Source organism: Salinispora vitiensis, assembly GCF_000378825.1.
GTDB lineage: Bacteria > Actinomycetota > Actinomycetes > Mycobacteriales > Micromonosporaceae > Micromonospora > Micromonospora vitiensis.
In genome coordinates, this window is sequence record NZ_KB900388.1 from 4369745 (window position 1) to 4396156 (window position 26412).

Below are 26412 nucleotides of genomic sequence, written 5' to 3' on the forward strand. Positions count from 1 at the left end.
TGAACGGGCACGCCGGGGCATCCGGGCGGGCGGTCGTGCGGGCATCCGGGGGGGGCGGTCGTGCGTCGTCCTGCCGGGGCTAGGTGGTGCTGTGTCGCCCGCTGTCGAGTTGCCCTCATGGATGGGGCGCAGGAATACCCGCGCCCGCCTCGATCGACATCTCGCTCTATTCCGGCTGATAGCACCTGCTCGCGGCGGCCCGAGTCGGGCCTTGGTGTCGGTCCCGCCGGTGGGGCAGCTCGACAGCGAACGTAACGCTGGCATCCTAGCGGCCATCAGCATTGACGCCCATTAGCATCGATCGATGCTGCTTCGAAGTGCCCCTCCTCATTCGCGTCGCCGGCAATCCGTGCCCGCCGACGCGCCAACCTTTTCGGGGCATCGCCGGCCACCATCTCGGGGCGCCCCGGATCCGCAACATCAGCCGCTGTCCCTGGAGAATCGGCGACACCGTCGCGGCAGACGACCCGCTACCCGGAAAGGCTCATTGGGTGCCTTCCGCTCGTTCGCGGGCTCGACGGTGAGGGCGGCGGTGGGCCATCGCGACCGGAGGTGGGCCAAATTCGGGTGCGGGCTCGGTACTGCTCGCCGTAGCCTCGCCCCATGCAGGCTGCGGTAAGGAACACGACGCCGGGGAACCCCGGCGTGCCGCACTGACTTTCTCCGTCAACAAGGCCCCGGGGCGAACCGCCCCGGGGCCTCGTTGCGTTCCGGGTACCGATCGCTCCGAGCGCCGTACCCGAACCAGGAGCGCGACATGATCGACCACCGTAGGCTCGGCCGGGAGCTGGGCCTGTTCACCTCCGACCCGCTCGCCGGCGCGGGGCTGCCGCTCTGGCTGCCGGCCGGGGCGGCGGCCCGGCACGCCGTCGAGGAGTACCTCCGGGACCTGGAACGCCAGGCCGGCTACCAGCACGTCCTCACCCCGCCCCTCGGTCGGCGGGAACTCTTCGAACGCTCCGGGCATCTCGGCCACTTCGCCGAGGAGATGTTCCCACCGATGCGGCTGTCGGCCGACGATGAGCTCCTGCTCCGCCCGGCGCTCTGCCCGCACCACGCGTTGGTCTACCGGTGCCGGGGACGATCCTGGCGGGACCTGCCGCTGCGGATCGCCGAGCTGGGTGGCATGTACCGGGCCGAGCGCTCCGGTGTGCTGGGCGGGCTGGCCCGGGTACGGGCGATCTCGCTCAACGACGCCCACAACTTCTGCGCCCTGGAGCAGGTCGGGGCGGAGGTGGCGGAGATCCTTCGGCTGATCCGCGCGGCGCACGCCGCCCTCGGCGTACGACCGGCGGGGTTCCGGCTGTCGCTGCGGGGCCCGGGTCAGCGCTACGTCGGCGCGGAGGACGACTGGGCGTTGGCCGAGGAGTTGCTCCGCGCCGCGCTCGACGGGGTGGAGTACACCGAGGATGTCGGTGCGGCGGCCTTCTACGGACCGAAGATTGATATTCAGGTGGCGGACGCCGCCGGCCGGGAGTGGACGCTCTCCACCGTCCAACTCGACTTCGACAAGCCGGAGCGGTTCGATCTGTCGTACGTCGACTCCGGTGGTGTCCGGCGCCGGCCGGTGCTGGTGCACCGCAGTCTCGTCGGGAGCATGGAGCGGCTGTTCAGCTACCTGATCGAGGTGCACGAGGGGGCGTTCCCCGTCTGGTACGCGCCGGTTCAGCTGGTGGTCCTGCCGGTCGCGGCCGCGCAGGACGGCGCGGCTGACGAGTTCGTCGCCGCGGCGCGGGTGGCCGGACTGCGGGCCGAGGTGGACCGGGGAGGCTCGCTGGGCGGGCGGATCCGCGACGCGGCGCAGGCCCGGGTCCCGTACGCCGCGGTGGTCGGCCCGCGGGAGGCCGCCGCCGGACGGGTGTCGCTGCGGCTGCGGGACGGCCAGCACCTGGCCCCGCTGCCCGCCGCCGAGGCCCTCGCGCTGGTTGCCCGGGTCGCCGCGACCCGCTCGCCGGAGCTTCTCCCGCCGAGCTGAGCGGCACGCCGAGGACCGCCGGCTACGGAGCCGAGATCGGCTCGGACCCGGTCGGCTGGCCCTGGGTGAACTGAGAGCGGTGCAGGCCGGCGTACGGGCCATCGGCCGCGAGCAACTCGTCGTGGGTGCCCTGTTCGACGATGCGCCCGTCCACCATCATCAGGATCAGGTCGGCGTCGCGGATGGTGGAGAGCCGGTGTGCGATCACGAAGCTGGTGCGGTCGGAGCGCAGTGCCGCCATCGCCCGTTGGAGCAGCACCTCGGTCCGGGTGTCCACGGAGCTGGTGGCCTCGTCGAGGATCAGCAGCGACGGCTCGGCGAGGAAGGCGCGGGCGATGGTGATGAGCTGCCGTTCGCCAGCGCTGATGTTGCTCCCCTCCTCGTCGATCACGGTGTCGTAGCCATCGGGCAGGCTGCGTACGAAGCGGTCCACGAAGGTCGCCCGCGCCGCCGCCAGGATCTCCTCCTCGGTGGCGTCGGGTCGGCCGTAGGCGATGTTCTCCCGGATCGTGCCGGTGAACAGCCAGGTGTCCTGGAGCACCATGCCGATGCGGGAGCGCAGGTCGTCCCGGCGCAGCCCGGTGATGTCCACCCCGTCGAGGGTGATCCGACCCGCGTTCAGCTCGTAGAAGCGCAGCACCAGGTTGACCAGGGTGGTCTTGCCGGCCCCGGTCGGCCCGACGATCGCCACCGTCTGCCCGGGCTCGGCGGTCAGCGACAGATCCTCGATCAACGGCTCGTCCGGCGTGTACCGGAAGGAGACGTGCTCGAACGCGACCCGCCCGCGGGGTGCGATCAGTTTGGCCGGGGCGGCCGGTTCCGGATCCTGCTCCTCGGCGTCGAGCACCGCGAAGACCCGCTCGGCGGAGGCGACCCCGGACTGGAGCAGGTTCGTCATCGCGGCGAGCTGGGTGAGCGGCTGGGTGAACTGGCGGGAGTACTGGATGAAGGCCTGCACGTCACCGAGGGTCATCGTGCCCGAGGCCACCCGGAGCCCGCCGACCACGGCGATCGCCACATAGCTCAGGTTCCCGATGAACATCATCGCCGGCATGATGATTCCGGAGATGAACTGCGCCCCGAAGCTGGCCTGGAACAACTCCTCGTTCTTGGCCGCGAAGGAGGCTTGCACAGCCCGCTGCCGGCCGAAGACCTTGACCAGCTCGTGGCCGGTGAAGGCCTCCTCGATCTGGCCGTTGAGCTCCGCGGTGTGCGTCCACTGGGCGACGAACCGCGGCTGGGACCGCTTCGCGATCTGCTGGGTGACGAGCACCGACAGGGGCACCGCCACCAGTGCGATCAGCGCCAACAGCGGCGAGATCCAGAACATCATGGCGAGCACCCCGACCACGGTGAGTAGCGCGGTGAGCAGTTGGCTCAGGGTCTGCTGCAGGCTGGTCGAGATGTTGTCGATGTCGTTGGTGACCCGGCTGAGCAGCTCACCCCGGGGCTGTCGGTCGAAGTAGGGCAGGGGCAGCCGGTTCAGCTTGGCCGCCACCTCCTCGCGTAGCCGGTGCACCGTCCGCTGCACGATTCCGGTGAGTAGCCAACCCTGCCCCCAGATGAGCAGGGACGCCGCGACGTAGAGGGCGAGCGCCAGCAGCAGCACCCGGGCCAGCGCGGCCGAGTCGATCCCGGCGCCGGGAACCACGCCCATCCGGGTGATGATGTCGGCGAAGCTGTCGTTGCCCGCCGCGCGCGCCGCCGCGGCGGCGGCCTCCGTCGTCGTGCCGGGTTCGAGTTGTCTCCCCAACACCCCGGCGAAGATCAGGTCGGTGGCGTGGCCGAGCACTCTCGGGCCGACCACGTTCAGGCCGACACCGAGCACCGTCAGGGCGATCACCCCGATCAGGGGGAGGCGGTGCGGGCGGAGCCGTCCGAGGAGGCGCCGAGCCGACGGCCCGAAGGACATCGACCGTTCGGCGGGCATGCCCGGCCCCGGCCAGGAGGGTCCGCTGCCGCGTTGGCCGCCGTTTGGTAGCCGCTGGGGCGTCGGCTCCTCGCCGGGTGGGTTCTTCTTCGGTACGGCCGGAGCACTCACGCCGTCACCCCCGTGCTCTGCTGAGATGCGACGATCTCCGCGTACGTGGGGCAGGCCGTCAGTAGCTCGGCGTGCCGGCCGATCCCCACGACGCCCCCGTCCTCCAGCACCACGATCCGGTCGGCGTCTGCCACAGTGGCGACCCGCTGCGCCACGACCACCACCGCCGCGTCGGCGGTGACCGGGCGCAGCGCCGCCCGTAGCCGCGCGTCGGTGCCGAGGTCAAGGGCGGAGAAGGAGTCGTCGAAGAGGTAGATCTCTGGTCGGCGCACCAGCGCCCGGGCGATGGCCAGCCGCTGCCGTTGCCCGCCGGAGAGGTTGGTGCCACCCTGCGCTACCGGCGCGTCCAGCCCGTCCGGCAGCGCCGCGACGAAGTCGCGGGCCTGCGCCACCTCCAGCGCCGCCCACAGCTCGGCCTCGGTCGCGTCCGGGTTGCCGTGCCGCAGGTTGCTGGCGATCGTGCCGGTGAACAGGTACGGGCGCTGGGGCACCAGGCCGATCCGCTGCCACAGCGCCTCCGGCGCGAGGTCGCGGACGTCGACCCCGTCCACCAGCACCGCACCGGAGGTGGCGTCGATCAGTCGTGGGATCAGGGCGAGGAGGGTGCTCTTGCCGGCGCCGGTGCTGCCGATGATCGCGGTGGTCGTGCCCGGGGTCACCCGGAACGACACGTCCCGCAGCACCGGCTCGGCCGCGCCCGGGTACTGGAACCGCACCCGGCGCAGCTCCACCTCGGCGCGGCCCGGCGGTGTGGTGACCGGCTCCGGTGGGGGCGTGACCGAGGTCTTGGTCGCCAGCACCTCGCTGACCCGCTCGGCGCAGACGGCCGCTCTCGGCACCATCATCAGCATGAACGTGGCCATCATGACCGCCATCAGGATCTGCATCAGGTACTGGAGGAAGGCGGTGAGGGAGCCGACCTCGATGGCGCCGGCGTCGACCCGTCCGGCACCGAACCAGAGCACCGCGACGCTGGAGACGTTGAGGACCAGCATCACGATCGGGAAGATCAGTGCGGCCAGTCGGCCGGTCTGTAGGGCGGTCACGGTCAGGTCGGTGTTGGCGGTGGCGAAGCGCCGGGTCTCGTCCGGTTCCCGGACGAACGCCCGTACCACCCGGATGCCACTGATCTGCTCGCGGAGGACCCGGTTGACGGTGTCGATGCGGGTCTGCATGAGTCGGAATCCGGGCACCATCTTGCGGATCACCTGGCCCAGACCGAGCGCCAGGACGGGGACGCAGACCAGCAGCAGCCAGGAGAGCCCGAGGTCTTCGCGGAGCGCCATCACCACCCCGCCGACGCTCATGATCGGCGCGGCGACCAGCATCGTGCAGCTCATCAGCACCAGCATCTGCACCTGCTGCACGTCGTTGGTGTTGCGAGTGATCAGCGATGGTGCGCCGAAGTGGGCGACCTCGCGAGCGGAGAAGGTGTTGACGTGGGCGAAGAGCGCCGCCCGGACATCCCGGCCGTACGCCATTGCGGTGCGGGCGCCGAGGTAGACGGCGGCGATCGAGCAGACGATCTGTACCAGGCTGACGACGAGCATCCAGCCCCCGGTGCGGAGGATGAAGCCGGTGTCGCCGCGGGCCACCCCGAGGTCGATGATGTCGGCGTTGAGGCTCGGCAGGTACAGCGAGGCGATGGTGCCGACGAACTGGAGGGCGACCACGGCCGCCAGCGGGCGGTGGTAGGGGCGTAGGTAGGTGCGGAGCAGTTGGATCAGCACGCCGGCTCTCCGTGGGGTTCGCCTCGGTCGGCCCGGGTGGTCAGGATGGCCAGCGCACGAGTGGCGCGTCCTGGCGGGGGGTTTCCTTCACCCGGGCAGGTTAGTGGTCGGATCGTCAGGTGCCAACCGAAATGGCGACGGCGGTGGCGGAGCCAGCGGAACCGCCAAGCCGATCCTGTCGGTGGCAGACTGAGCTTATCTCAGCAACGTATAAGGGTTGTTCGGTGCGACACGGGCAAAGGTGCTGGGCCGGGCGGCGGTGGAAACAGGCGGGATGTGGTTTCGGGGCAGGGCAGACTCGCCGGTTACGTGGTCGGCTTGCTCCGGGCAGGGTTGTGCTGGAGTGGGGCGGGGTTTCTGGCCTGTGGTCGGGCCGCCTGGTTCCGGCCGGTATGCGGTCAGGCAGCCCGCAACTGCCGCATCACCGGAACCAGGCCGGCACGCAGCAGATTCGCGCACGAACGTCACGGTCGTCACCGGCGATCTTCATCGGTGAATCGAGGCTCAGAGATGGGCCGTCGCCACGGGATGTTGTCGCACTGCGCTGTCGCCACGCGCCGGGTTTATTCTCGCAATTGTGGCAGGTTATACTCCTACCAATCTCCGACGACTTTAGTTGGGTGATTCGCGCAATTTGTGGAATGCGATTGGCTCGCTGCTGTCGGCCGGTCTTGGTAAGGGGGCAGTGAAGTGGATGCGGAGTCAGTGCGTTTTCAGCAGGAGGCGCTCGCTGCCTACCAGCGGCGTGGGCCATTCTGGGGACGAGTGGTGCGGCTTGCAATAGCGATCGCCCTCCTCGCCGCTATACCCGTTTTGTACCTGATCTCCGAGACGTTGGCTAGCTTCTATCCCGGCACCGGCGTTATTAAAAGCTTTCCTACGGAGCGCCCAGCCGTGGCCACCGTGCAGTATTGCGAACGGGTCGGGCCGGTGAGTAGTAACGGCCTTGGGTATTGGTGGCACTGTGACGTCGCGGTCCAGACTCAGGATGGCCGACAGGTGGTGACAACAGTTCGTAGGTCCATCGTTACTCCAGCTGACCGTGGTAAGTCAATCGAGTTTCGTGAGGCGTGCTACGGAGCAGGAAACTCCGAGTGTAGATACGGTCGCCCCTCCCTCCGGATCTGGGCGATGGCGGTCAAACTTATTCTTATGTTCCAAGTCGGAGTATTTTTTGCCCTGATTGTAGGGAGTGGGGCGTACCTGGTCTCAGCGGTGGTCGGTCTTCCGAGGTACCTAGCCTGGCTGGAAAGGCGGGAGCGTAGGAAGAAGCGTCGGTAGGCGACTTGCAGCCGCTGGCCGCGGTCTGGCCCCGTCGGAGGATGTAGGAAGACAGTGTGTAGCCCGGCGCCATTCATCCTGATGGACGAATGGCGTTGTTGGGACTTTTACTCGTCCTCAGCGCAGGCCACGTAGGAGCCGGTTGTAGGCGCGGTTGTCGGGTGCGAGTCGGCTGCCATCGGTGGTTGCTTGATCGGGGTCTTGATGCCCCCTGGCCTATGCCTTCGTAGCCGGAATCGGCCAGGGTGGGTCGTCACTGCCTCCGTCCGGATATCTTGTCAACGGCAAGATATGCTTCCGAGATGACCGGTGCACGCGGCTACCACCACGGCGATCTTCGGCGGGCCCTGCTCGCCGCCGCCGCGGTGGCGATCGAGGAGTCCGGGCCCGCCGCCCTGAGCCTGCGGGACCTCGCCCGCCGAGCCGGTGTGTCGCATGCGGCGCCCGCCCACCACTTCGGCGACAAGTCAGGGTTGCTCACCGCGCTCGCGGTCGAGGGCTTCGACCTGCTCGCCGCGGCCCTGCGGACCGGCGACAGCCTGCTCGAGATGGGGGTGGCCTACGTTGACTTCGCCGTCCGGCGTCGGGCGCACTTCGAGGTGATGTACCGCCCCGACCTCTACCGCGCCGACGCGCCGGAGGTGGTGGCCGCCCGGAAACGATCGCGCGCGGTCCTGCGCTCGGCGGTGGCCGACCTGCCGCCAGGGCCGGGCGCGGTGGGCGGCGCCGCCGGGGATGCGCTGGCCGCCTGGTCCATCGTGCATGGCTTCGCCACCCTGTGGAACGCGGGCGCCCTGCCGGACGAGACGGGGGACGATCCGCGGGAGGCCGCCCGGGTCGTCATTCGTCGGCTGTTCGGGGCCCGGGTTGACGCACAAGGTCGGGCGGTTCCGCCTGCGCGGTCCCCACGTACTCCCGCATAACCTCGGCGACCTGCAGCAGGAAGGTGGCCGTGGCGGCTGCCTGCTCCGGCGTGAGCCGGTCGACCGCCTGCTCGATGCCGGCCAGCATCGGCCGCAATGCCGCCGACACCTCGTCGTACCCCTGGTCGGTGACCTGCAGCGCCACCCGGCGGCGATCCTGCGGATGCGGCGTGCGCGCCAAGTGGCCGGCGCGGACCAGCCGATCCACCAGCGCGGTGGCCGAGGCGGACCGGATGCCGAGGCGGTTGCCCAACTCCACCGGGCCGAGCGGGTCCGGGCTGGCGGCGAGGTGGTCGATGGCGGCGGCGTCGGTGACCCCGATTCCGAGCCGGCGGGCCAGCGCCCCCGGGGTGCCGCTGGCAGCCCGGATCACCTCGCGCAGCGCCCGGGCGGTGCGGCTGGTTGAGGGCGCTTCGCTGTACGGCCCGCGACGCGAGCCGGGGGTGGTTGACGCGGCGCTGTCCACGGGACGAAGCTAGCAGCTCAGGTAGCTAGATAAACTAGCGATCGGAGCGGGTATGCCGGAGCAGGGACGCGGCCGCTGGTGGGGGCTGCTCGCCATCAGTCTCGGAGTCGCCACGATCATCGTCGACGTGACGATCGTCAACGTCGCTGTCCCGGCGATCATCGCCGACCTCGGTGTCAGCTCCGCCGGGGCGCAGTGGGTCCAGGAGGCGTACACCCTCGTCTTCGCCGCCCTGCTTCTGGTCGCCGGCCGCTTCGCCGACCGGGCCGGCCGGCGGCGAATGTTCGTCGTCGGCGTGCTGGTCTTCGTCGTGGCCAGCCTGCTCGCCGCGTCCGCCGGCTCCGGTGCGGAGCTGATCGGGGCGCGGGTGCTCCAAGGGCTGGGCGGCGCGATGATGCTGCCCACCTCACTGTCGCTGCTGAACGCGAACTTCGCCGGCCGAGAGCGGGCGATCGCCTTCGCGGTCTGGGGCTCCACCATCGGCGGGGCCGCCGCGCTCGGCCCGCTGCTCGGCGGCTGGCTCACCACCGAGCTCTCCTGGCGGTGGGCCTTCGGCATCAACCTCCCGATCGGCCTGCTGGTTGTCGTCGCCACGCTCGCGCTGGTCCCCGAATCCCGCGACGAACGAGTCGAGCGCGGCATCGACCTGATCGGGGCGCTGCTGTCGGTGCTCGGTATGACCGGCGTCGTCTTCGCCCTCATCGAGGGGCGTACATATGGCTGGTGGGGGTTGGCGAAGCCGGTCAGCATCTTCGGCCTGGACTGGCCCGCCGCGATCTCCCCGGTACCGGTCGTCGGGCTGACCGGCCTGGCCGCCCTCGCCCTTCTGGTCACCCACCAAGTGCGCCGTAACCGGATCGGTCGCCCGGCGCTGATCGACCTGTCGCTGTTCCGGATCGGCTCCTTCCGGACCGGCGTCACCGCCGCCGCGATCGTCAGCCTGGGCGAGTTCGGCCTCCTCTTCGCGCTCCCGCTCTGGTACCAGAACGTGCTCGGCTACAGCGCCTTCCACACCGGCCTAGCGCTGCTGCCCCTCGCTGTCGGTAGCTTCCTGTCCAGTGCGCTCGGAGCGCTTCTCGTCAAACGGTGGGGTACCACCCGGGTGGTGCAGCTCGGCGTAGCCGCGGAGATCGCCGGCATCGCCGGACTCGGCCTCGTGGTCGCCCCCGACACCCGCTGGTGGGCTCCGCTCGGCCTGCTCTTCGTCTACGGCGTCGGCGTCGGTCTGGCCACCGCCCAACTCACCGGGGTGTCGCTGCGCGAGGTGCCGGTCCGGCGCAGCGGCCAGGGGTCCGGGGTGCAGAGCACCGCGCGGCAGGTCGGCTCCGCCCTCGGCATCGCCGTGCTCGGCACCGTCCTCTTCGCCGGACTCAGCGGGCTTCTCGGGGCGCGGCTCGCTGATCGCTCCGAGCTCGACTCCGCCCAGCGGGAACAGGTGGTGACCGAGGTCCGGGAGAGCGGCGGAGCGGCGATCGCCGGGCTCGCCGCCGACCCCCGCACCGCGCCGATCGCCGAGGAGGCGAAGGCCGCCTTCGCCGACGCCACCCGGTACGCGGCCTTCGCCGCCGCCGGCTTCCTGCTCATCGGGCTGGTCGCCTGTGCCCGACTGCCCCGGGATCGCCCCGGGGCGGCGGAGCCGGCGCCGACGCCACAGCCGGCGGGCAGCCCGGCCGGCTAGACCGCGGCGGGCCGCCGCCGGGTGGCGTCCGCTGGCCTCTTCCCCTGGCGCGAGAACAACGACCCGGGTCGACCCTTGTCACTTACGCTTACGAGCGGTGGATATCCGGCGCGGGGGTGTGGGGCTGGAGGTGGGTCCCAGACATGCTTTAGCCCCCCGGTGCCAACACCGGGGGGCTTAGGTTCTTGCTTGTCAGCGCCGGGCGTGCGTAACGAACGCCTGCCACGCCTCCGGACCGAACACCAGGGCCGGTCCGGTGGGGTCCTTGCTGTCACGGACGCCGACGACGCCGGGAAGGTTGTCGGCGACCTCCACGCAGTCCCCGTTACCGCCGCCGGAACTCCGGGTGGATTTGCGCCACGTGGCGCCGTCGAGGTTCATTGCTGTTGCCTCCGTAGTTCCCGCGCCACCGACGCGGCGGCTTTCTTTGACTCTACCGGGCTCAAGGCAGAGGCTCGGAGGTGATCGAAAGCCAAGGTGTATCTCCCGACGTCGCGGGCCCTCTCCACCGGGGTGTCCCCGGTCAGCGCCTCGCGGAACGCGATCGTGGGGTACTCCGCAAATTCCATGATCGTGAAGGCGCCGCTCAGCCCGGAGTGCCATCCGATGTTTGATGGCAGTACCTGCACCGTCACTCCTGGTGGCGGGCTGGCCACTCGCTCAAGCTGCCCTGCAAGCACCTCCGAGGACCCGACTTGACGGTGTAGCAGCGATTCGTCAAGGACGACCCACAAGCTCAGCCCGTCGTTCTCGATCCGCTGCTGACGTTGCATTCGAGCCGCCACCAGCCGATCCACCTCCTCGGGCTCCGTTCGTACGGGGTCCGCCGCGAACAGCGCCCGAGCGTACGACTCGGTCTGGAGCAGCCCGGGGAAGACTCCCAAGGACCAAACCTTCAAGGAGGTGGCGTCGTTCTCGAATCCAATGTAGGACCCGAGGGAGCCGGTGATGACGTCCCGGTACGACTCCCACCAACCCCGCTCTCGTCCGGCGCGGGCAAGCTGCCAGTGTCGATCTTGTTCGTCCGGGTCGGTGACGCCGTACAGGTTGAGCATCAGCATCAGATCCCCCTTGGACACAGGGGATACGGCGTTCTCGATCCGGCTGACCTTCGGCTGGCTGCTGGCAAGGTGCTCCGCGACCTGAGCCGTGCTTAGCTCGGCCGCCTCTCGAAGCGCCCGGAGCGTCATCCCGAGCCGTCGACCAGCCATGTTGCCTGGTTGGTACCGCCGTGAGTTGGCCATGCATCGCATCGTACTCACACAGACGTGAGTCGAGATACCCCGAAGGTGGGCACGATTTGAACCGCAGGGCATTGCATTGCCGTGTGTGCATGATGCACGATGACCCCGACGTGGTGCTCCATGTGCAACCCGTATAGGTCGCCGGACCCCCAGCCCTGCAGGAGGAGACATGCGCCCCAGCCGTTGGTTCCGCCGCCTGAGGAGGAGCTCGCCGCCCTCCGCGATTGCACCGCAGCAGAGGAACAACGTCCCGTACCCCGTGACGGTGCAGCGCGCTAGGTCGGTCAACTTCCCGGCGTGGATGACCCAGCCCACCCTCGCCGACCCCCGGCCCGGCCGCGTCGGTTGGCTCACCCCGGCGCAGCAGTGGCGAGCCAACGGAGGCCGCTGGTGATGGCGCACCGGCCGCCTGCCCGAAGCGCCGACAGGCGAGACTGAGGGGGCGTCGATGGTTGTCGCTGCTATTGCCGTCGTCGTTGGGCTCGCCGTTGGTGTGGTCCTGGGTCTGGTGACCAAGAGTCGTTCGGGTAGTTGGTGCCCCCGGTGTGGTGACGTCAAGCGTTGCCTACGTGACCACCACGCGGGCGGGAGCCGGTCGTGGTGAGAAAGGCACACGATCCCATGCGCCCGCTCTGGCGGTGCCGGGCCTGCGGCGCCGACTGGCCGTGCCAGCCCGCGCGGCTCGCGTTGTTGGATGAGTATCGCGGCAGGAGGTCAGCGCTGCTGGCTCACCAGGGCAAGCTTTTGGCCGAGGCATCTGATCAGCTATCCCGGCTCAACGGCACCAGACCGGACCTCAGGGAGAGGTTTGTCGACTGGTGCTGGCGGGTGGAACCCGACCACCCCACGACCAGCGCCTTTGAGCCGGGAGACCTGGACCTGGTGTTTCGCGGAATCGAAATGATCATTCGTAGCCACTGGGGAGGGCGGACCTGCCCCCGGTGCGCGAACAAGGGTTGTCCGCATCTCGACTGGGCCGACGGCTGGCTGGCCCGCCTACGACGATCACCGCAAGGCCGTCCTGAGACGGAGGGCCCAAAGCGGTAGCAAGTGCCTCAACCGAAGAGCCGGCCGTAGGCATCAGGGTTGTACAAGCAGAGTCGTGGTCGACTACGGGTTTCGGTGTGGCCCGTTGGTCGCGTGGAAGGCAGTACCCACTCCGAGCAGGACAACGGCGGCCACTGTGTATGGCACGGCGTCGAGTGGCGCGAGATCCCACAGAAACAGACTCGCTCCGTTCCCGTTCTGGGTGAACTGCCCGGCCACCAGCGCCCGAACGATCACGAGCCCGCAGGCCAGCGCGGTGCCGGCCCACACCTGGACGATCAACCCTATGCCGAGGGCGATCATGAATGAGCGGATAGTCGGCAGCGGCCCGGGTAGGTCCTCGGCCACAGAGGACGGCCGCAGGAGCAGAATCATCACGCCCAGAATGCCGTACGCCGCCACAGTGAAGGCTCGGACGCCGACCAGACCGGGATGGCGTCGTTCGAGGAAACCGACCCCACTTCCGAGGCCGAGCAGCGCGCCGGCGGCCAGGATGGCCGGAAGAAACGTGACGTCGTTGTTCAGCGGAAAGGGCCAATCAGCCGATTCGAGCCGCTGCCACAGGTAACAGGCAGCCACCACGGCACCGGCCGCTAGGTAACCGGCGAGTCCGTGCACGCGGAGCCAGAGTAGCGGCAGCGGTGCGCCTTCGCGGATACGTGAGGTCGTCATGGCGCGGTCAGCACGCCGAGGCGGCGGCGTAGCGGCCACGCCAGGCAGCGAGGTCGTCAACCGGGCCCGCGAGCGCAGCCGTAAACAATTCTTGGTACAGGTTATCCAGCTCCGGGTAAGCGGTGAACAATTCCTCCCGTGGTGTGTCGCAGCGTTCCATGTTCACGTGGCGCCACTGGCCGGCGAGTTGTTGGACCAATTCCTCGTCTTTTATGAACCCGGTATCAATGTGAATTACTCCGTTGCCGCCTCGGAAAATGTCCGGGTTGCCGGCCGGCGCGCTCATGCCGAACTCCTCGTACTGCTGCACATCCCCGGGTACGACTCCGCTGACCTGCTTAGCTGTCTCGACCATGCGGACGACATCGTCCAGATGCCGCCGGTGGTCATCCCAGAGGCAGACCCGTGGCTGCTGCCCACCGCACACCTGATGTTGCGCTGCCGAAAACCGGGTCATCGGCTCCCCTCCGACATCGGACAGCGCCAGCCCGATCGGGATCCCGGCGGCCCCCACCACTGCGACGCCGACAGCCGCCATGCCGACCCGACGCCAGTGGATCGGACTCGTCACGCCCCACCCGAAACCGGCGGCGACCAGCGTGAACAGGGCGATCAGCGCGGCAACCCAGACCAGCTTCAGGACCAGCACGTCCACTCTCGGCTCACCCCACAGCGGACCAGCGCCGTGGTAGAGAAAGAGGTGGCGAACCGAGTCCGGCGAATCGAAACCCGCCATCATCAGGACCAGGCCGCCGATTAGCACGAGCAACGGAGTGATCGGCTTCGGCCAGAGCGAGCCGACGACGGTGCCAGCCACCAATGCCAGGACGATGCCCGCCGTACCGAGCACAACATTGCCCACGCCGAGCCGGCTTCCGGGTTCCACTGCCGCTGATACCGCGACCGCGCCCACCACCAGGAACAGGTAGCCAGCCAACACCCACAGCCCAATAGCGGCTGCCCGGAACAGGACCAAGTGCCACGCGGGTCTACTCGAGAGCGGATCAAGGGCCGCGGTACGGCGCCGGTTGCGGGAGGGAAACGCAGCCGCGGCGACACCCGCGCAAACAGCGGCCAGGACAGGCGTGATCTGCTGAATGGCCCCCGTGGTCAGCAACGGAGACCCGAACCAGAAACGACGAGACGGCAACAGTAGCAGCGCACCGAGAACAAACACCCCCGCCATCAGCGCCGGACCGACCCAACGGGGATAACCCAACCTACTCACGCCGACACCCCAGCCTTCGTGGCAAGCTGCAGATAGCCCGACTCGATCGCACTCATACCTTCAGTCCCAGCATTCGCGTCGCCGCCATCAGCCAGCTCCGCCGGCGTCCCATCGAAGACCACCCGACCCTGCAGAAAAACCAGCACCGAGTCACAAGTGTGCAGCACATCGTCCACGATATGCGTGCTGACCAAAACGAGCCGTGACCGCGCCGACTCCCGGAGTTGATTACGCAGACCGACACGCTGCGCCGGATCAAGCCCGACAGTCGGCTCATCAAGGATGACGACCTCTGGGTCGTGCACAATCGCCTGGGCCACCCCCACGCGCTGCAACGTGCCACCAGAAAGGGTACGCAGCTTGGCCTTCGCATATTCCTGCAGGTCGAGTCGCTCGATCACCGTCGCGACAGCAGCCCCGGTCTGGTCTCGCGGGAACTCACGAAGCCAGGCGGCATAGCGGAGAAACTCCATGACCGTCAGCCCACCAGGGTACGGGAAGTTCTGTGGCTGGAACCCGATCCTGCGCCGCAACCGACGCACCGACCTGAGGCCGGAGGCCCGTTCCCCACTCAAACTGATCGACCCCGAGGTGGGCGGATTCAACAGCGCCAGGGTGTTGAGCAACGTCGTCTTACCCGCACCGTTCGGACCGAGAAGCCCCACTACCCCCGGACGGAAATCGTGAGTGAAGTCGTGCACCACCTGCTTCCGGCCGTAGCCCTGACACAGGTTGCTCGCCACCAAACTCGCCACGTGATCGTCTCCGCTTATTATGATGTGGAGCCACGCCTAAGCGTGACCACTGGACATGGCTCCACATCGTAACTACTACTAGATAGTCACCTGGATTCGGGTCATCGGCCTCACGCACTCATGGGACTTTGTCCACGTACCCTTGAAGTAGAAATCCTTATATACCTTGTCCGGCGACCAGGAGCAGTCGAAACGAACTTCCTTGACGTTCTGTCCGTCCGGGGATTCGCAGGTAATCTCGCCCCAGGTGTTCTGAATATTCCTCACACAGTCAATGGTGAGAATCCCGGCTGATGTCGAAGCCGTGGTAGCGCCGGCAGCCTGAGCAGGAACGCTGAGCGCAAAAACAGCTCCACCCGTCACCGCAAGTGACGCCAAAGAAGACACAACGGCTCTCCGCATTTCACTTCCCGTCTCTCGAAATAGCAAAATCCTGACGACTACTGGTGATCACCGGAGGGAACGCTAGCAGCCAGCCCGATCAGGTTCAAGCGCTACGCATTGTGCATGAAACTCTCTGTAGTCAACTCCAGCTTCGACCTTTTGTTAAGGGAGTTTAAGGTCTGGACCGGAAGCGAAGAAGTGCACTCTGATCAGGCAGGACGGGGCCTGCCGAGGGCCCGGGAAGACTTCCAGAAATCTATTTGAATGGATTTCAGGACTGGCCGTAGAAACGGAAGGTCTCCAGTTTGGTCACGGTGCGTAGCACTGCGGGGAGCTCCTCCAGGGACCGCCGGAAGCTCGTTCTGATGACTTTCCAGTGTGCGATGGCCCGCTCGACCGCCGCCCGTGGCCGGTTCAGGGCGGTGTTGCATCGCTTGCGGACGTCGGTCAACTCCCGGCCGGGGTCCACCAACACCGCGTCCCGCCGCGCGCTCCCGCACCTGTTCGTACAGCGGCGTCAGCACGCGGTGCACAGCGACAGCACGCGGTGCACAGTGACAGCGCCCGGGGCCGCACCGTCGGCGCGTCCCACTTCGCCAGAAAGGACAGTTGCCCGTACAGCCAGTCGATTTGTTCTTGATCCAGCCCGTCATGGGCGCACAACACGACGGCCGGCCACCGATCGTTCCAATCCAAATGATCAACCAGCCGGCCGCCGCCTCCGGGTTCGACACCCCAGCCCCGCTGCAAGCCTCCCCGACGTCACCCAGTTGTGTCCCCAGCGCGGACCGCGACGTCGCGAGTCACCAACTCGTCGGCAGCGGCATCCCCTCGGTGTAGCCGGCCGCGCTCTGCACCCCGACCAGCGCCCGCTCGTGGAACTCCGTGAGGTTGTGCGCCCCGGCATAGGTGAAGGCGCTGCGTACCCCGGAAATGATCTCGTCAATGAGGTCCTCCACGCCCGGCCGGTCCGGGTCCAGGTACATTCGCGCCGACGAGATGCCCTCCTCGAAGATCGCCTTCCGGGCGCGGTCGTACGCGGAGTCCTCCGCCGTCCGCGCGCTGACCGCCCGGGCCGAGGCCATGCCGAAGCTCTCCTTGTAGCGGCGACCGTCGGCGTCGGAGTAGAGGTCGCCCGGGGACTCGTAGGTGCCGGCGAACCAAGAACCGATCATGACGTTCGAGGCCCCCGCGGCCAGCGCCAACGCCACATCGCGGGGGTACCGGACCCCGCCGTCTGCCCACACGTGCCGGCCCACCGCCCGCGCCGCCGCGGCACAGTCCAGGACCGCCGAGAACTGGGGCCGGCCCACCCCGGTCATCATTCGCGTGGTGCACATCGCCCCCGGTCCCACGCCGACCTTCACGATGTCCGCACCCGCCGCGACGAGATCACGTACGCCGTCGGCGGTGACCACGTTGCCGGCCGCGACCGGTACGGCCGGGTCGAGCGCGCGTACGGCCCGCAGGGCGGAGATCATCCGTTCCTGGTGGCCGTGCGCCGTGTCCACGACCAGGGTGTCCACCCCGGCCTCCAGCAGGGCGCGAGCCTTGCCGGTGACGTCGCCGTTGATGCCCACCGCCGCGGCGATGCGCAGCCGGCCCCGGTCATCGAGCGCCGGACGGTACAGCGTGGCGCGCAGCGCCCCCGAACGGGTGAGTACGCCGACCAGCCGTCCCTGCTCGTCCACCACTGGTGCCAGCCGACGCCGGCCGGCCGAGAGCCGGTCGAAGCCGGTACGCGGATCGGCGTCCGCCGGAACTGTGTGCAGCTCCACCGACATCACGTGCCGTAGCTGCGCGAACCGGTCCACGCCCACCGTGTCCGCCTCGGTGACCACCCCGACCGGCCGGCCGGACTCGTCCACCACGACCACCGCGCCGTGCGACCGTTTCGGCAGCAGGTGGATGGCGTCGCCGACCGTATCGGTCGGACCCAGGGTGATCGGGGTGTCGTACACCAGGTGCCGCTGCTTGACCCAGGCGACGACGTCCGCGACCACCTCGATCGGGATGTCCTGCGGGATGACCGCGATGCCGCCCCGCCGGGCCACGGTCTCGGCCATCCGGCGGCCCGCCACCGCGGTCATGTTCGACACCACCAACGGGATGGTGGTGCCGGTGCCGTCACCGGTCGACAGGTCGACGTCGAGCCGGGACGCCACCTCGGAGCGGGCCGGGGCCATGAAGACGTCGTTGTAGGTCAGGTCGTGCGCGGGGACCGCGCCGTGTAGGAACCGCACCCGGCCATCATGACTGGCTGCCCCGACTCGCGTTCCCCAGGTCGGCCAACGTCCCGCCGGCTGGCCGACCGGGCGGCGCCGCTACGCCGCGGCGCCGGCGGCGTTTACCTGTTCCGAACCGCGGCAGCCAGCGCCCTCAGGCGATGGTGCAGATCGCGCCGCCAGCGGTGATGACCGCGCCGATCTCGGCGGCGAGGCTGCTGACCGTGCCCGCCTGGTGCGCGTGCAGCGGCTGCTCCATCTTCATCGCCTCCAAGACCACGACCAGGTCGCCCTCAGCCACGATGTCTCCCTCGGCGACCGCGATCTTCACGATCGTGCCCTGCATGGGGGAGGTGAGGGTGTCGCCGCTGACCGCGGCCCCGGCCTTCGCCCCGCCGCGCCGACGGGCCGGCTTCTTCGCCGCGGGCGCGGCGGCGGCCGTGCCGGTGCCGAAGCCGGCCGGGAGGCTGACCTCCAGCCGCTTGCCGCCCACCTCCACCACCACGGTGTCGCGCTCCGCCGGGCCCTCGGCGGGGCCGGCGGTGGCGGTGAAGGCCGGCACGGTGTTGTCGAACTCGGTTTCGATCCACCGGGTGTGCACCGTGAACGGCTCGGCGGTGAAGGCCTCGTCTCGCACCACCAGCCGGTGGAACGGCAGCGCGGTCGCCATGCCCTCGACCACCATCTCGTCCAGCACGCGACGGGCCCGCTCCAAGGCCTCGGTACGCGTCTCGCCAGTCACGATCACCTTGGCGAGGAGTGAGTCGAAGTTGCCGCCGATCACATCGCCGGCGGAGACCCCGGTGTCGACCCGTACTCCCGGACCCGTCGGCAGCCGCAGCGCGGTGATCGTGCCTGGGGCGGGCAGGAAGCTCCGGCCCGGGTCCTCACCGTTGATCCGGAACTCAATGGAGTGCCCGCGGGGCGTCGGGTCCTCGGTGAACCGCAGCTTCTCCCCGTCCGCGATACGGAACTGCTCCCGGACCAGGTCGACCCCGGCCGTCTCCTCGGTCACCGGATGCTCCACCTGAAGCCGGGTGTTGACCTCCAGGAAGGAGATGGTGCCGTCGGCGCCGACCAGATACTCGACGGTGCCGGCACCGTGGTAGCCGGCTTCCCGGCAGATGGCCTTGGCCGAGTTGTGGATCTGCTGGCGCTGCGCGTCGGTGAGGAACGGCGCCGGCGCCTCCTCGACCAGCTTCTGGTGCCGGCGCTGCAGGGAGCAGTCCCGCGTGCCCACCACGATGACGTTGCCGTGCTGGTCGGCGAGGACCTGTGCCTCGACGTGTCGAGGCTGGTCCAGGTACCGCTCGACGAAACACTCACCCCGGCCGAACGCGGCGACCGCCTCCCGGGTGGCCGACTCGAACAGGTGGGGGATCTCCTCCATGGTTCGGGCCACCTTGAGGCCGCGACCGCCCCCGCCGAAGGCCGCCTTGATGGCGACCGGCAGGCCGTGGTCAGCGGCGAAGGTCAACACCTCGTCGGCGCTGCCCACCGGGTCCGGGGTGCCGGGGACCAGCGGTGCGCCCGCGCGTTGCGCGATGTGCCGGGCGGTCACCTTGTCGCCCAGGTCGCGGATCGCCTGTGGGCTCGGCCCGATCCAGGTCAGCCCGGCGTCGATCACCGCCTGGGCGAAGTCCGCGTTCTCGGAGAGGAAGCCGTAGCCCGGGTGCACCGCGTCGGCACCCGACCGCGCCGCGACCTCGATCAGCTTCTCCACGCGCAGGTAGCTGTCGGCGGCGGTGTCACCACCGAGCGCGTACGCCTCGTCGGCCAGGGTGGCGTGCAGGGCGTCGCGGTCGGAGTCCGCGTAGACGGCGACGCTGGCCAGGCCGGCATCGCGGCACGCGCGGATGACGCGGACAGCGATCTCGCCGCGGTTGGCGATGAGTACCTTGCGCACCTTGGGGGCTCCTCCCGGGGTGTTCGTTGACGGGGAGTGTAACGGCCCTGCCGAAGCTCCCTAACGAGCGCTAAGTGTGGGATGCCACACTGCCCGTTCGCCGACCCGGCCCCGGGCGGGATGGCCCGGGGCGGGTGCCGGGTCCCGCGGCGGGCCGGTCAGCGCACCCGGGCCAGGGTCAGCCCGTCGGCGATCGGCAGCATCACCGGGTCGACCCGTACGTCGGCCAGCACCTCGTCGTTGAACGCGGCGATCGCCCGGTCGCCGGCGTCCTGCGGGGCGAGCACCCGGCCGTCGCGGAGGACGTTGTCGATGGCGATCACTCCGCCGGGCCGCATCCGCGGCACCAACTCCGCCCAGTACGCCGAGTAGCCGACCTTGTCCGCATCGATGAAAGCGAAGTCGAGGTGGCGGTCGGCCGGTAGTTCCCGCAGCGTCTCCCCGGCGGGGCCGACCCGCAGCCGCACCCGGTCGTCCACCCCGGCCCGGGCCCAGTAGCGCCGCGCGATCCCGGTGAACTCCTCCGAGACGTCGAAGCAGGTCAGCTGCCCGTCCTCGGCCAGCCCGCGGGCGATCGCCAGCGCGGAGAGCCCGGTGAAGGTGCCGACCTCGACCGCACGTCGCGCCCCCAGTAGCCGGGTCAGAAAGGTCAGGAACGCGGCCTGCTCCGGCGCCACCTGCATCTCTGCGTCCTCCGGCAGGTGCGCCCGGGTCTCCTCAATCAGGTCGAGCATGACCTGATCCGGTGGGCTTCCGTGGGTGACCAGGTACGTGTGCAACTCCGACGTCAACGGGATGGACTTGGTGGTCAACGCTGCTCCTTCGTGCTCTCGACGGCGAGACTCTCGGTGGTCAGGCTCCAGGGGTCGGCTCCGGGGCGGCCGGGGCACCGGACGTCGGCGTGCCCCGGCGCCACAGGTCGGTGATCTGTAGGCCAAGCTCGGCCAGGAGGCGGCGCAGCAGTGGCAGGGAGAGGCCCACCACCGTGCTGGGGTCGCCCTCGATCCGCTCCACGAACGGCCCACCCAACCCGTCGATCGTGAAGGCGCCGGCCACCGCCAGCGGCTCGCCCGTGTTGACGTACGTGGCGATCTCCTCGTCACTGACTGCGGCGAAGTGCACGGTCGTGGTGGCGACGGCTTCCGCCCGCCGGGACGCTGTCACGTCGATGAGGCAGTGCCCGCTGTGCAGGATTCCGCTGCGTCCCCGCATCCGCTCCCACCGGCGGACGGCGTCGGGCCCATCGGCGGGCTTGCCGAGAATCTGGCCGTCGAACTCCAGCACCGAGTCGCACCCGATCACCAGGGTGCGCTGGTCGTTGGCGGGGTGCAGCCGGGTCAGGACCGCCTGCGCTTTCAACCGGGCCAGCTCCAGGCAGAGCTCATCCGCGCGATCGCTGACCACGAGGGACTCGTCAACGCCGCTGACCAGCACATCCGGCTCGATCCCCGCCGACTGGAGGGTCTTGCGGCGGGCCGGGCTCGCGGAGGCGAGGACGAGGCGAAGCGGTAGAGATCCAGACACGACTCCGACGTTACCCGCTCCGTCCCCGGCGCTGGGGAGGCTGAGCTCCCGGCCAGTGGGGGCACCGGGTCGGACTCACTCCTGATCCGACTCCCCCCGATGGTCGGGATCCCCGGTGCGCGGCGTCTCCTCGGAGTTGAGGTGGGTCGGGCCCGCCGGTCGGTCAGTCGGTGCCGAGGACCCCGGTGCGAATGGCGGGACGGTGGGCTCGCCGGGTAAGCCCCTGCCGCCCCCCGGGCGCGAACCGGCCCCGCCGGTCGGTGCGGTGCCCGCGCCGCCACCGCCGGTCACTCCGCCGCGGGGGCGGCGTGGCGGGCCGTCGGTGGGTGCGGGGCAGCCCGCTCCCGGGCTCGTGTCGGTGCTGCTGGGCGCGGGGGTGGTGGGGTTCTTCGACGGGGTCGGCGTTGGCACGGGGTCGGCTCCGGGCGACGGGGGTGAAAGGGGCACGGGAGCGGCCGCCTTGGGGTCGGCCGCCTCGGACTCGTACGACCGCTCTTGTTGGAGCTTCGCCTGGTGCTCCTCGGGTATCTCCACAACGCCGCTGAGGCCGGGAATCTGGGCCGCTGGACGACCCTCACCCTCCTCGATCATCATCCCTCCTGTCTGTCACCGCGCCGTTTCCATGAGTGAGGGTAGCGGGTGTGGGACGGGAGTCGCAGCCCTGCAACCGGTAGCCCCACCGGTTGCGGGGCCGCCGCGGAGTGGATCTTCGTTGGGTGGTGTCCTGCCCCCCGACTGGCCGTTTTCGGCGCCCGGTACCGTTTTTAGGTGATGTCGAACGCACCCTCGGAACTCGTCGCTGGTCGGTACCGGCTCTTGTCGCCGCTCGGTCAGGGCGGTATGGGTCGGGTGTGGAAGGCGCAGGACGAGGTGCTGCACCGGACTGTGGCGATTAAGGAGTTGGTGCCGCCGCCCGGTCTCACCGATGAGGAGCGCCGCGAGATGCGGGAGCGTTCGCTGCGCGAGGCGCGGGCGATCGCTCGTCTCAACAATGGCAACGTCGTTCGCATCTTCGATGTGCTGCGGACCGATGGTGATCCGTGGATCGTGATGGAGTACGTGGCGTCGAAGTCTCTGCACGGCACGCTCGCCGAGCAGGGGCCGGTGTCGCCGGCTCAGGGGGTGCAGATCGGTCTGGGGGTGCTGGGTGCGCTGAAGGCGGCGCATCGGGCGGGGGTGATGCACCGGGACGTCAAGCCGGGCAACGTGTTGCTCGGTGAGGACGGGCGGGTGGTGTTGACCGATTTCGGTATTGCCACGGTTCCGGGTGACCCGAATGTCACCCGCACCGGCATGCTGCTCGGCTCCCCTGCCTACCTCGCCCCGGAACGGGCGCAGGACGGTACCGCCGGGCCGGAGGCGGATCTCTGGTCGCTGGGGGCGACCCTGTACGCGGCGGTGGAGGGCAAGTCGCCGTACGCCCGTCCCTCGGCGATCGCCACGCTCGCGGCGCTGGCCACCGAGCCGCCGCCGCCGCCGAAGAACGCCGGCCCGCTGCGCCCGGTACTCGACGGCCTGCTGCATAAGGATCCAACCCGGCGGATCACCGCCGAGGCGGCGGAGGAGTTACTGCGCCGAGCAGCCGACGCCGCCTCCACCGCGATGCCGGCCAACACCCGCCCGACCAACGCCCGTCCGGTCGCCAGTCCTCCGGCGGTGCCGGTCGGACCTCCGGCGGTGCCGGTCGGACCTCCGGCGGTGCCGGTCGGACCTCCGGCGGTGCCGGTCGGACCTCCTGCGGTGCCGGTCGGACCTCCGGCGGTGCCGGTCGGACCTCCGGCGGCCCGCGCGGACGCCGGGCTGGCGGCGAAGGCCGGCGAGTCGGGTGCCCCGGCACCGCCCGTGCCCCCGCCAGCCGCGCCCCCACTAGCCGTGCCCCCGCCAGCCGTGCCCGGTGCCGGTGCGAAGCGTTACTCCACCCGCCAGAGGTGGTTGTTCAGTACCGTGGCGGGTCTGCTGCTGCTCGGTGCCGTGCTGTTTTCCGGGTGGCTACTCGCCACCCGACCCCTGCTCGGTGCCGTGGCGGGCCTGTTGCTGCTCGGTGCCGTGATGGCCTATCCCCGGCGCACCCCGGACGACGACGGCGTAGATCCGGATGCCGTCCGGTCCGATGCCGCGCCCACCCGCGGCTCGGGCGCCTTCCACGGCTGAAGGCGGCTAGCTCGGGTGGTGACCCCGGGGCGGGCTCGCCGGTACCGGGGTCCTCGGTGTAGACCGAAGAACTCGGTGCGGAGCGGAAGTCGTCGTCAGCGGGGCAGGCCGGAGGCGCGCCAGGCGTCCGGGCCGGCGGCGAGGCCGGAATTGGCGGGGCGGGCGCCGCGTGCCCAGGCGGAAGCCGTAGGTGGGGCGGGGGTTGTCGCCGGCCTGGGGTGAACGACGATCGCGCCCACCAGGGCGGCCAACTCCTCAGCGGTCGGCGTGCCACGAACGACGCGGAACAGTGGCTCCTCGGCAGACATGGCGTCAGCGTACGCGTGGAATTTGGATCTTCGTTGCGCGGTGGCGTGCCGCCCGAGTTGCCGCCCTCGCCGCCGGGTACCGTTTCAGCGATGTCGAACGCACCCTCGGAACTCGTCGCTGGTCGGTACCGGCTCTTGTCGCCGCTCGGTCAGGGCGGTATGGGTCGGGTGTGGAAGGCGCAGGACGAGGTGCTGCACCGGACTGTGGCTATCAAGGAGTTGGTGCCGCCGCCCGGTCTCACCGATGAGGAGCGCCGCGAGATGCGGGAGCGTTCGCTGCGCGAGGCGCGGGCGATCGCTCGTCTCAATCACGTCAACGTCGTTCGCATCTTCGATGTGCTGCGGACCGATGGTGATCCGTGGATCGTGATGGAGTACGTGGCGTCGAAGTCCCTCCAGGACACGCTCGCCGAGCAGGGGCCGGTGTCGCCGGCTCAGGGGGTGCAGATCGGTCTGGGGGTGCTGGGTGCGCTGAAGGCGGCGCATCGGGCGGGGGTGATGCACCGGGACGTCAAGCCGGGCAACGTGTTGCTCGGTGAGGACGGGCGGGTGGTGTTGACCGACTTCGGTCTCGCCACGGTTCCGGGTGACCCGAATGTCACCCGCACCGGCATGGTGCTCGGCTCACCCGCGTACATCGCGCCCGAGCGGGCCCGGGACGGTACCGCCGGGCCGGAGGCGGATCTCTGGTCGCTGGGGGCGACCCTGTACGCGGCGGTGGAGGGCAAGTCGCCGTATGCCCGTCCCTCGGCGATCGCCACGCTCGCGGCGCTGGCCACCGAGCCGCCGCCGCCACCGAAGAACGCCGGCCCGCTGCGCCCGGTGCTCAACGGTCTGCTGCGTAAGGATCCGACCGATCGGATCACCGCCGAGGTGGCGGAGCGGCTACTGCGCCGAGCCGGCGGCAAGCGTTCGCAGCTCATCCCGCTGCTGTCCGGCGTACGCCGGCCGGGGCCGAACCGTCGTCCGGGGCGGACGCCGGCGTCGGTGCCGGCGCCACGACCGGCGCCGACGCTGCCCGAACCCCCGGCGTCGGCGGCACCGCCGTCGCCCGGCGCGCCACCACCGGCGGTCGAGCCGCCGGCCGATGCCGCCCCCACCGCGAAGGTGACGGGTGCCGGCCCGACCGCGCCGGTCAATCCTCCGGTGGGCCGGCCGGATGCCGATCCGACGGCGAAGCTCGGTGGGCTGTCGGCCCCGGCATGGTCCGTGCCCCCGCCCGGCGGACCCGGGGCCGGTATGAAGCGTCACGCCACCCGTCGCAACCTGCTGATCGGTGCCGTGGTGGTCCTGCTCCTGCTTGGTCTCGCGGTGGCCTATCCCCGGCTCGCCACGCAGGATGAGGGAGCGGGCCCGGGTGCCGTCGCGACCGGTGCCGGTGCCACCACGGCTCCGGCCAACTCGGCTCCGAGCGCCACGGCGCCGACGAGCCCCCCGTCGACCAGCGCCAGCCCTCCATCGACCAGCGCCAGCCCGACCCCGAGTGGCACGGTGGGCGCGGCCCTGCCGGCCGGCTGGAAGCTACACCGGGACGCCACGGGATTTGTGGTGCCGGTGCCGCCGGGGTTCTACCTGGACTACCGCCGGCAATGGGGTCGGGGGCCGGAGGACTATCGGGTCCGGTTCTCCGACGGTCAGGGGCGGTCCCTGCTCATCGACCAGACGACGACGCCACTGGACGATGCCGTGGCCGACTGGCGTAAGCAGGAGGCCGCCCGACGCGACGGCTACGCTGGCTACCAGCACGTCAAGATCGTTTCGGTGGACTACTGGGATGAGGCCGCCGACTGGGAGTGGATCTTCGATGACGACTACGGACGTCGGCTGCACGTCCGAAATCGTGGCTTCGTGACCGCGCCCGACAAGGGGTACGCGATCCGCTGGGACTGCCCGGAGGACGACTGGGCGGCGAACGAGTCAAACTTCGAGCTCATCGCCACCGGGTTTGTGCCGGTACGTAGCTGATCCCGTCGCGGCTGGCCGAGGGGGGCCAGATCGGGCCGGCGGCGGGCCGGGACGCGGGCGGTAGGCTCCCCGCCCATGATGTCGATCGACGGTCTGACCGGTATCTGGGACACACTGCTCGGCGCACAGCCGGACCCGCCTCCGCTGCTGGTGCTGTTGACGGGCGTGGGGGCGTTGGTCTTGGTCAGCGCCGGGCGCCCCTGGCGGGTCGCCCGCAACGCGATCACCATCGCCCACGAGGGCGGGCACGCCCTAGCCGCCCTGCTCACCGGCCGTCGCCTGCACGGCATCCGGCTGCACTCGGACACCTCCGGGCTCACCCTCTCCGCCGGTCGCCCCACCGGCCCCGGCATGGTGATCACCCTGCTCGCCGGCTACCTGGCTCCACCGTTGGTCGGGCTCGCCGGCGCCGGAATCCTCGGTGGCAACCGGATCACCCTGCTGTTGTGGATCGCCGTCGCGCTGCTGCTGGCCATGCTGGTCCTGATCCGCAACGTTTTCGGAGTGCTGTCGCTGCTGGTCACCGGAGGGCTCGTACTCGCCGTCTCCTGGTACGCCACACCGCAGGTGCAGGCGGCGTTCGCGTACACCGGGGTGTGGTTCCTGCTGCTCGGCGGTGTCCGCCCGGTGGTCGAGCTACAACGGCTCCGCGCCCGCGGTCGGATGCCCGCCTCCGACGCCGACCAACTCGCCGGCATCACCCCCTTCCCCGCGTTCTTCTGGGTCACGGTGTTCGCCCTGGTCAACCTGGTCGTGCTGGGCTTCGGCGCGGCGCTGTTGGCTGGCCCGGCCTGGACCGGGTACGGGCTGATCGGCTGAGCCGGGCCGCCCGGGATGGCCCAGTCGGGGCGGGAAAGCCGGGAGCTGCCGGTGCTCCTCGTCAGCGTGGTCGGCGAGGCGGAACTGGTC

23 protein-coding genes and 1 pseudogene are annotated in these 26412 nt (G+C 69.8%); 9 read left to right on the forward strand and 15 right to left on the reverse strand.

Annotated elements, in window-relative coordinates; genetic code table 11:
* The first annotated feature begins 757 nt into the window (after positions 1–757).
* The gene (gene thrS / locus SALPAC2_RS0120770) at positions 758–1975 is read left to right on the forward strand and encodes a threonine--tRNA ligase (RefSeq protein ID WP_018218551.1); all 1218 of its coding nucleotides are present in this window, start codon (positions 758–760) and stop codon (positions 1973–1975) included.
* Positions 1976–1997: 22 nt separating this feature from the next.
* On the opposite strand, the gene SALPAC2_RS0120775 is transcribed toward thrS, so the two are convergent.
* Positions 1998–4016, reverse strand: coding sequence for an ABC transporter ATP-binding protein (locus tag SALPAC2_RS0120775; RefSeq protein WP_026184963.1), 2019 nt, complete (start codon positions 4014–4016; stop codon positions 1998–2000).
* Positions 4013–5746 carry an ABC transporter ATP-binding protein gene (locus SALPAC2_RS0120780; protein ID WP_018218553.1) on the reverse strand — a complete coding sequence of 578 codons (1734 nt, stop codon included), beginning with the start codon at positions 5744–5746 and terminating at the stop codon, positions 4013–4015. The genes SALPAC2_RS0120775 and SALPAC2_RS0120780 overlap by 4 nt, the downstream gene beginning before the upstream one ends.
* A 768-nt stretch (positions 5747–6514) precedes the next feature.
* Between SALPAC2_RS0120780 and SALPAC2_RS28580 the strand changes: the two genes are divergently transcribed.
* Together SALPAC2_RS28580 and SALPAC2_RS0120785 are read left to right on the forward strand one after the other, a co-directional pair.
* Positions 6515–7027, forward strand: a complete 513-nt coding sequence (locus SALPAC2_RS28580) for a DUF6346 domain-containing protein (protein ID WP_223874900.1) — start codon at positions 6515–6517, stop codon at positions 7025–7027.
* A gap of 302 nt (positions 7028–7329) precedes the next feature.
* Positions 7330–7950 (forward strand): TetR/AcrR family transcriptional regulator, encoded by a 621-nt coding sequence (locus SALPAC2_RS0120785; RefSeq protein WP_018218554.1) that lies wholly within the window; start codon positions 7330–7332, stop codon positions 7948–7950.
* Here SALPAC2_RS0120785 and SALPAC2_RS26495 read toward each other — a convergent pair.
* Positions 7868–8416 carry a MarR family winged helix-turn-helix transcriptional regulator gene (locus SALPAC2_RS26495; protein ID WP_026184964.1) on the reverse strand — a complete coding sequence of 183 codons (549 nt, stop codon included), beginning with the start codon at positions 8414–8416 and terminating at the stop codon, positions 7868–7870. The two genes, SALPAC2_RS0120785 and SALPAC2_RS26495, sit on opposite strands and share 83 nt — an antisense overlap.
* A gap of 52 nt (positions 8417–8468) precedes the next feature.
* Between SALPAC2_RS26495 and SALPAC2_RS0120795 the strand changes: the two genes are divergently transcribed.
* Positions 8469–10094 carry a DHA2 family efflux MFS transporter permease subunit gene (locus SALPAC2_RS0120795; RefSeq protein WP_018218556.1) on the forward strand — a complete coding sequence of 542 codons (1626 nt, stop codon included), beginning with the start codon at positions 8469–8471 and terminating at the stop codon, positions 10092–10094.
* A gap of 192 nt (positions 10095–10286) precedes the next feature.
* Here SALPAC2_RS0120795 and SALPAC2_RS0120800 read toward each other — a convergent pair whose 3' ends face one another.
* Positions 10287–10475 carry a DUF397 domain-containing protein gene (locus SALPAC2_RS0120800; RefSeq protein ID WP_018218557.1) on the reverse strand — a complete coding sequence of 63 codons (189 nt, stop codon included), beginning with the start codon at positions 10473–10475 and terminating at the stop codon, positions 10287–10289.
* On the reverse strand, positions 10472–11284 hold the full coding sequence (locus SALPAC2_RS0120805) for a helix-turn-helix domain-containing protein (RefSeq protein WP_018218558.1): 813 nt from the start codon (positions 11282–11284) through the stop codon (positions 10472–10474). Before SALPAC2_RS0120805 ends, SALPAC2_RS0120800 begins: the two co-directional genes overlap by 4 nt.
* A gap of 319 nt (positions 11285–11603) precedes the next feature.
* On the opposite strand from SALPAC2_RS0120805, the gene SALPAC2_RS28260 reads away from it, so the two are divergent.
* Positions 11604–11732, forward strand: a complete 129-nt coding sequence (locus SALPAC2_RS28260; protein ID WP_263404666.1) for a hypothetical protein — start codon at positions 11604–11606, stop codon at positions 11730–11732.
* Between the two features lie 227 nt (positions 11733–11959).
* Positions 11960–12385 carry a flavin reductase gene (locus SALPAC2_RS28075; protein ID WP_080636970.1) on the forward strand — a complete coding sequence of 142 codons (426 nt, stop codon included), beginning with the start codon at positions 11960–11962 and terminating at the stop codon, positions 12383–12385.
* A gap of 63 nt (positions 12386–12448) precedes the next feature.
* Here the strand turns inward: SALPAC2_RS28075 and SALPAC2_RS0120815 are convergent, their stop codons facing one another.
* The 9 genes from SALPAC2_RS0120815 to SALPAC2_RS26745 form a co-directional block, all read right to left on the reverse strand.
* Positions 12449–13096 carry a hypothetical protein gene (locus SALPAC2_RS0120815; protein WP_026184966.1) on the reverse strand — a complete coding sequence of 216 codons (648 nt, stop codon included), beginning with the start codon at positions 13094–13096 and terminating at the stop codon, positions 12449–12451.
* On the reverse strand, positions 13065–14285 hold the full coding sequence (locus SALPAC2_RS0120820) for a hypothetical protein (RefSeq protein WP_223874901.1): 1221 nt from the start codon (positions 14283–14285) through the stop codon (positions 13065–13067). Before SALPAC2_RS0120820 ends, SALPAC2_RS0120815 begins: the two co-directional genes overlap by 32 nt.
* A complete protein-coding gene (locus SALPAC2_RS0120825; RefSeq protein WP_018218561.1) occupies positions 14282–15040 on the reverse strand; it encodes an ABC transporter ATP-binding protein in 759 nt (252 codons plus the stop codon). The genes SALPAC2_RS0120820 and SALPAC2_RS0120825 overlap by 4 nt, the downstream gene beginning before the upstream one ends.
* A gap of 655 nt (positions 15041–15695) precedes the next feature.
* On the reverse strand, positions 15696–15899 hold the full coding sequence (locus SALPAC2_RS25215) for a hypothetical protein (protein ID WP_018218562.1): 204 nt from the start codon (positions 15897–15899) through the stop codon (positions 15696–15698).
* Positions 15900–16227: 328 nt separating this feature from the next.
* Positions 16228–17667 carry a GuaB1 family IMP dehydrogenase-related protein gene (locus SALPAC2_RS0120835; protein ID WP_018218563.1) on the reverse strand — a complete coding sequence of 480 codons (1440 nt, stop codon included), beginning with the start codon at positions 17665–17667 and terminating at the stop codon, positions 16228–16230.
* A 136-nt stretch (positions 17668–17803) separates the two neighbouring features.
* A complete protein-coding gene (locus SALPAC2_RS0120840; protein WP_018218564.1) occupies positions 17804–19555 on the reverse strand; it encodes an acetyl/propionyl/methylcrotonyl-CoA carboxylase subunit alpha in 1752 nt (583 codons plus the stop codon).
* A 158-nt stretch (positions 19556–19713) separates the two neighbouring features.
* Positions 19714–20367 carry an O-methyltransferase gene (locus SALPAC2_RS0120845; RefSeq protein ID WP_018218565.1) on the reverse strand — a complete coding sequence of 218 codons (654 nt, stop codon included), beginning with the start codon at positions 20365–20367 and terminating at the stop codon, positions 19714–19716.
* A 40-nt stretch (positions 20368–20407) separates the two neighbouring features.
* Entirely contained in the window at positions 20408–21079 is a 672-nt protein-coding gene (locus SALPAC2_RS25220) for a Maf family protein (protein ID WP_018218566.1), read from the reverse strand.
* 75 nt (positions 21080–21154) lie between these two features.
* Positions 21155–21670, reverse strand: a complete 516-nt coding sequence (locus tag SALPAC2_RS26745) for a hypothetical protein (RefSeq protein ID WP_109745479.1) — start codon at positions 21668–21670, stop codon at positions 21155–21157.
* Positions 21671–21850: 180 nt separating this feature from the next.
* Here SALPAC2_RS26745 and SALPAC2_RS28585 point away from each other — a divergent pair.
* Positions 21851–22667: pseudogene (locus tag SALPAC2_RS28585) on the forward strand (serine/threonine-protein kinase); the annotation flags it as partial.
* Between the two features lie 658 nt (positions 22668–23325).
* Here the strand turns inward: SALPAC2_RS28585 and SALPAC2_RS26510 are convergent.
* Positions 23326–23538, reverse strand: coding sequence for an acyl-CoA carboxylase subunit epsilon (locus SALPAC2_RS26510; RefSeq protein WP_026184967.1), 213 nt, complete (start codon positions 23536–23538; stop codon positions 23326–23328).
* Between the two features lie 90 nt (positions 23539–23628).
* Between SALPAC2_RS26510 and SALPAC2_RS0120865 the strand changes: the two genes are divergently transcribed.
* Entirely contained in the window at positions 23629–25503 is a 1875-nt protein-coding gene (locus tag SALPAC2_RS0120865; RefSeq protein WP_026184968.1) for a serine/threonine-protein kinase, read from the forward strand.
* A gap of 75 nt (positions 25504–25578) precedes the next feature.
* A complete protein-coding gene (locus tag SALPAC2_RS0120870; RefSeq protein WP_018218569.1) occupies positions 25579–26322 on the forward strand; it encodes a M50 family metallopeptidase in 744 nt (247 codons plus the stop codon).
* Positions 26323–26412: the final 90 nt, after the last annotated feature.

Excerpts from the sequence above, each read along its gene's own strand:
- SALPAC2_RS0120870 (WP_018218569.1), top strand. The coding sequence starts at position 25,579 with ATGATGTCGATCGACGGTCTGACCGGTATCTGGGACACACTGCTCGGC.
- SALPAC2_RS0120795 (WP_018218556.1), top strand. The coding sequence starts at position 8,469 with ATGCCGGAGCAGGGACGCGGCCGCTGGTGGGGGCTGCTCGCCATCAGT.
- SALPAC2_RS28075 (WP_080636970.1), top strand. The coding sequence starts at position 11,960 with ATGCGCCCGCTCTGGCGGTGCCGGGCCTGCGGCGCCGACTGGCCGTGC.
- SALPAC2_RS26745 (WP_109745479.1), bottom strand. The coding sequence starts at position 21,670 with ATGATCGAGGAGGGTGAGGGTCGTCCAGCGGCCCAGATTCCCGGCCTC.
- thrS (WP_018218551.1), top strand. The coding sequence starts at position 758 with ATGATCGACCACCGTAGGCTCGGCCGGGAGCTGGGCCTGTTCACCTCC.
- SALPAC2_RS26510 (WP_026184967.1), bottom strand. The coding sequence starts at position 23,538 with ATGTCTGCCGAGGAGCCACTGTTCCGCGTCGTTCGTGGCACGCCGACC.
- SALPAC2_RS0120800 (WP_018218557.1), bottom strand. The coding sequence starts at position 10,475 with ATGAACCTCGACGGCGCCACGTGGCGCAAATCCACCCGGAGTTCCGGC.
- SALPAC2_RS0120865 (WP_026184968.1), top strand. The coding sequence starts at position 23,629 with ATGTCGAACGCACCCTCGGAACTCGTCGCTGGTCGGTACCGGCTCTTG.
- SALPAC2_RS0120805 (WP_018218558.1), bottom strand. The coding sequence starts at position 11,284 with ATGACGCTCCGGGCGCTTCGAGAGGCGGCCGAGCTAAGCACGGCTCAG.
- SALPAC2_RS0120785 (WP_018218554.1), top strand. The coding sequence starts at position 7,330 with ATGACCGGTGCACGCGGCTACCACCACGGCGATCTTCGGCGGGCCCTG.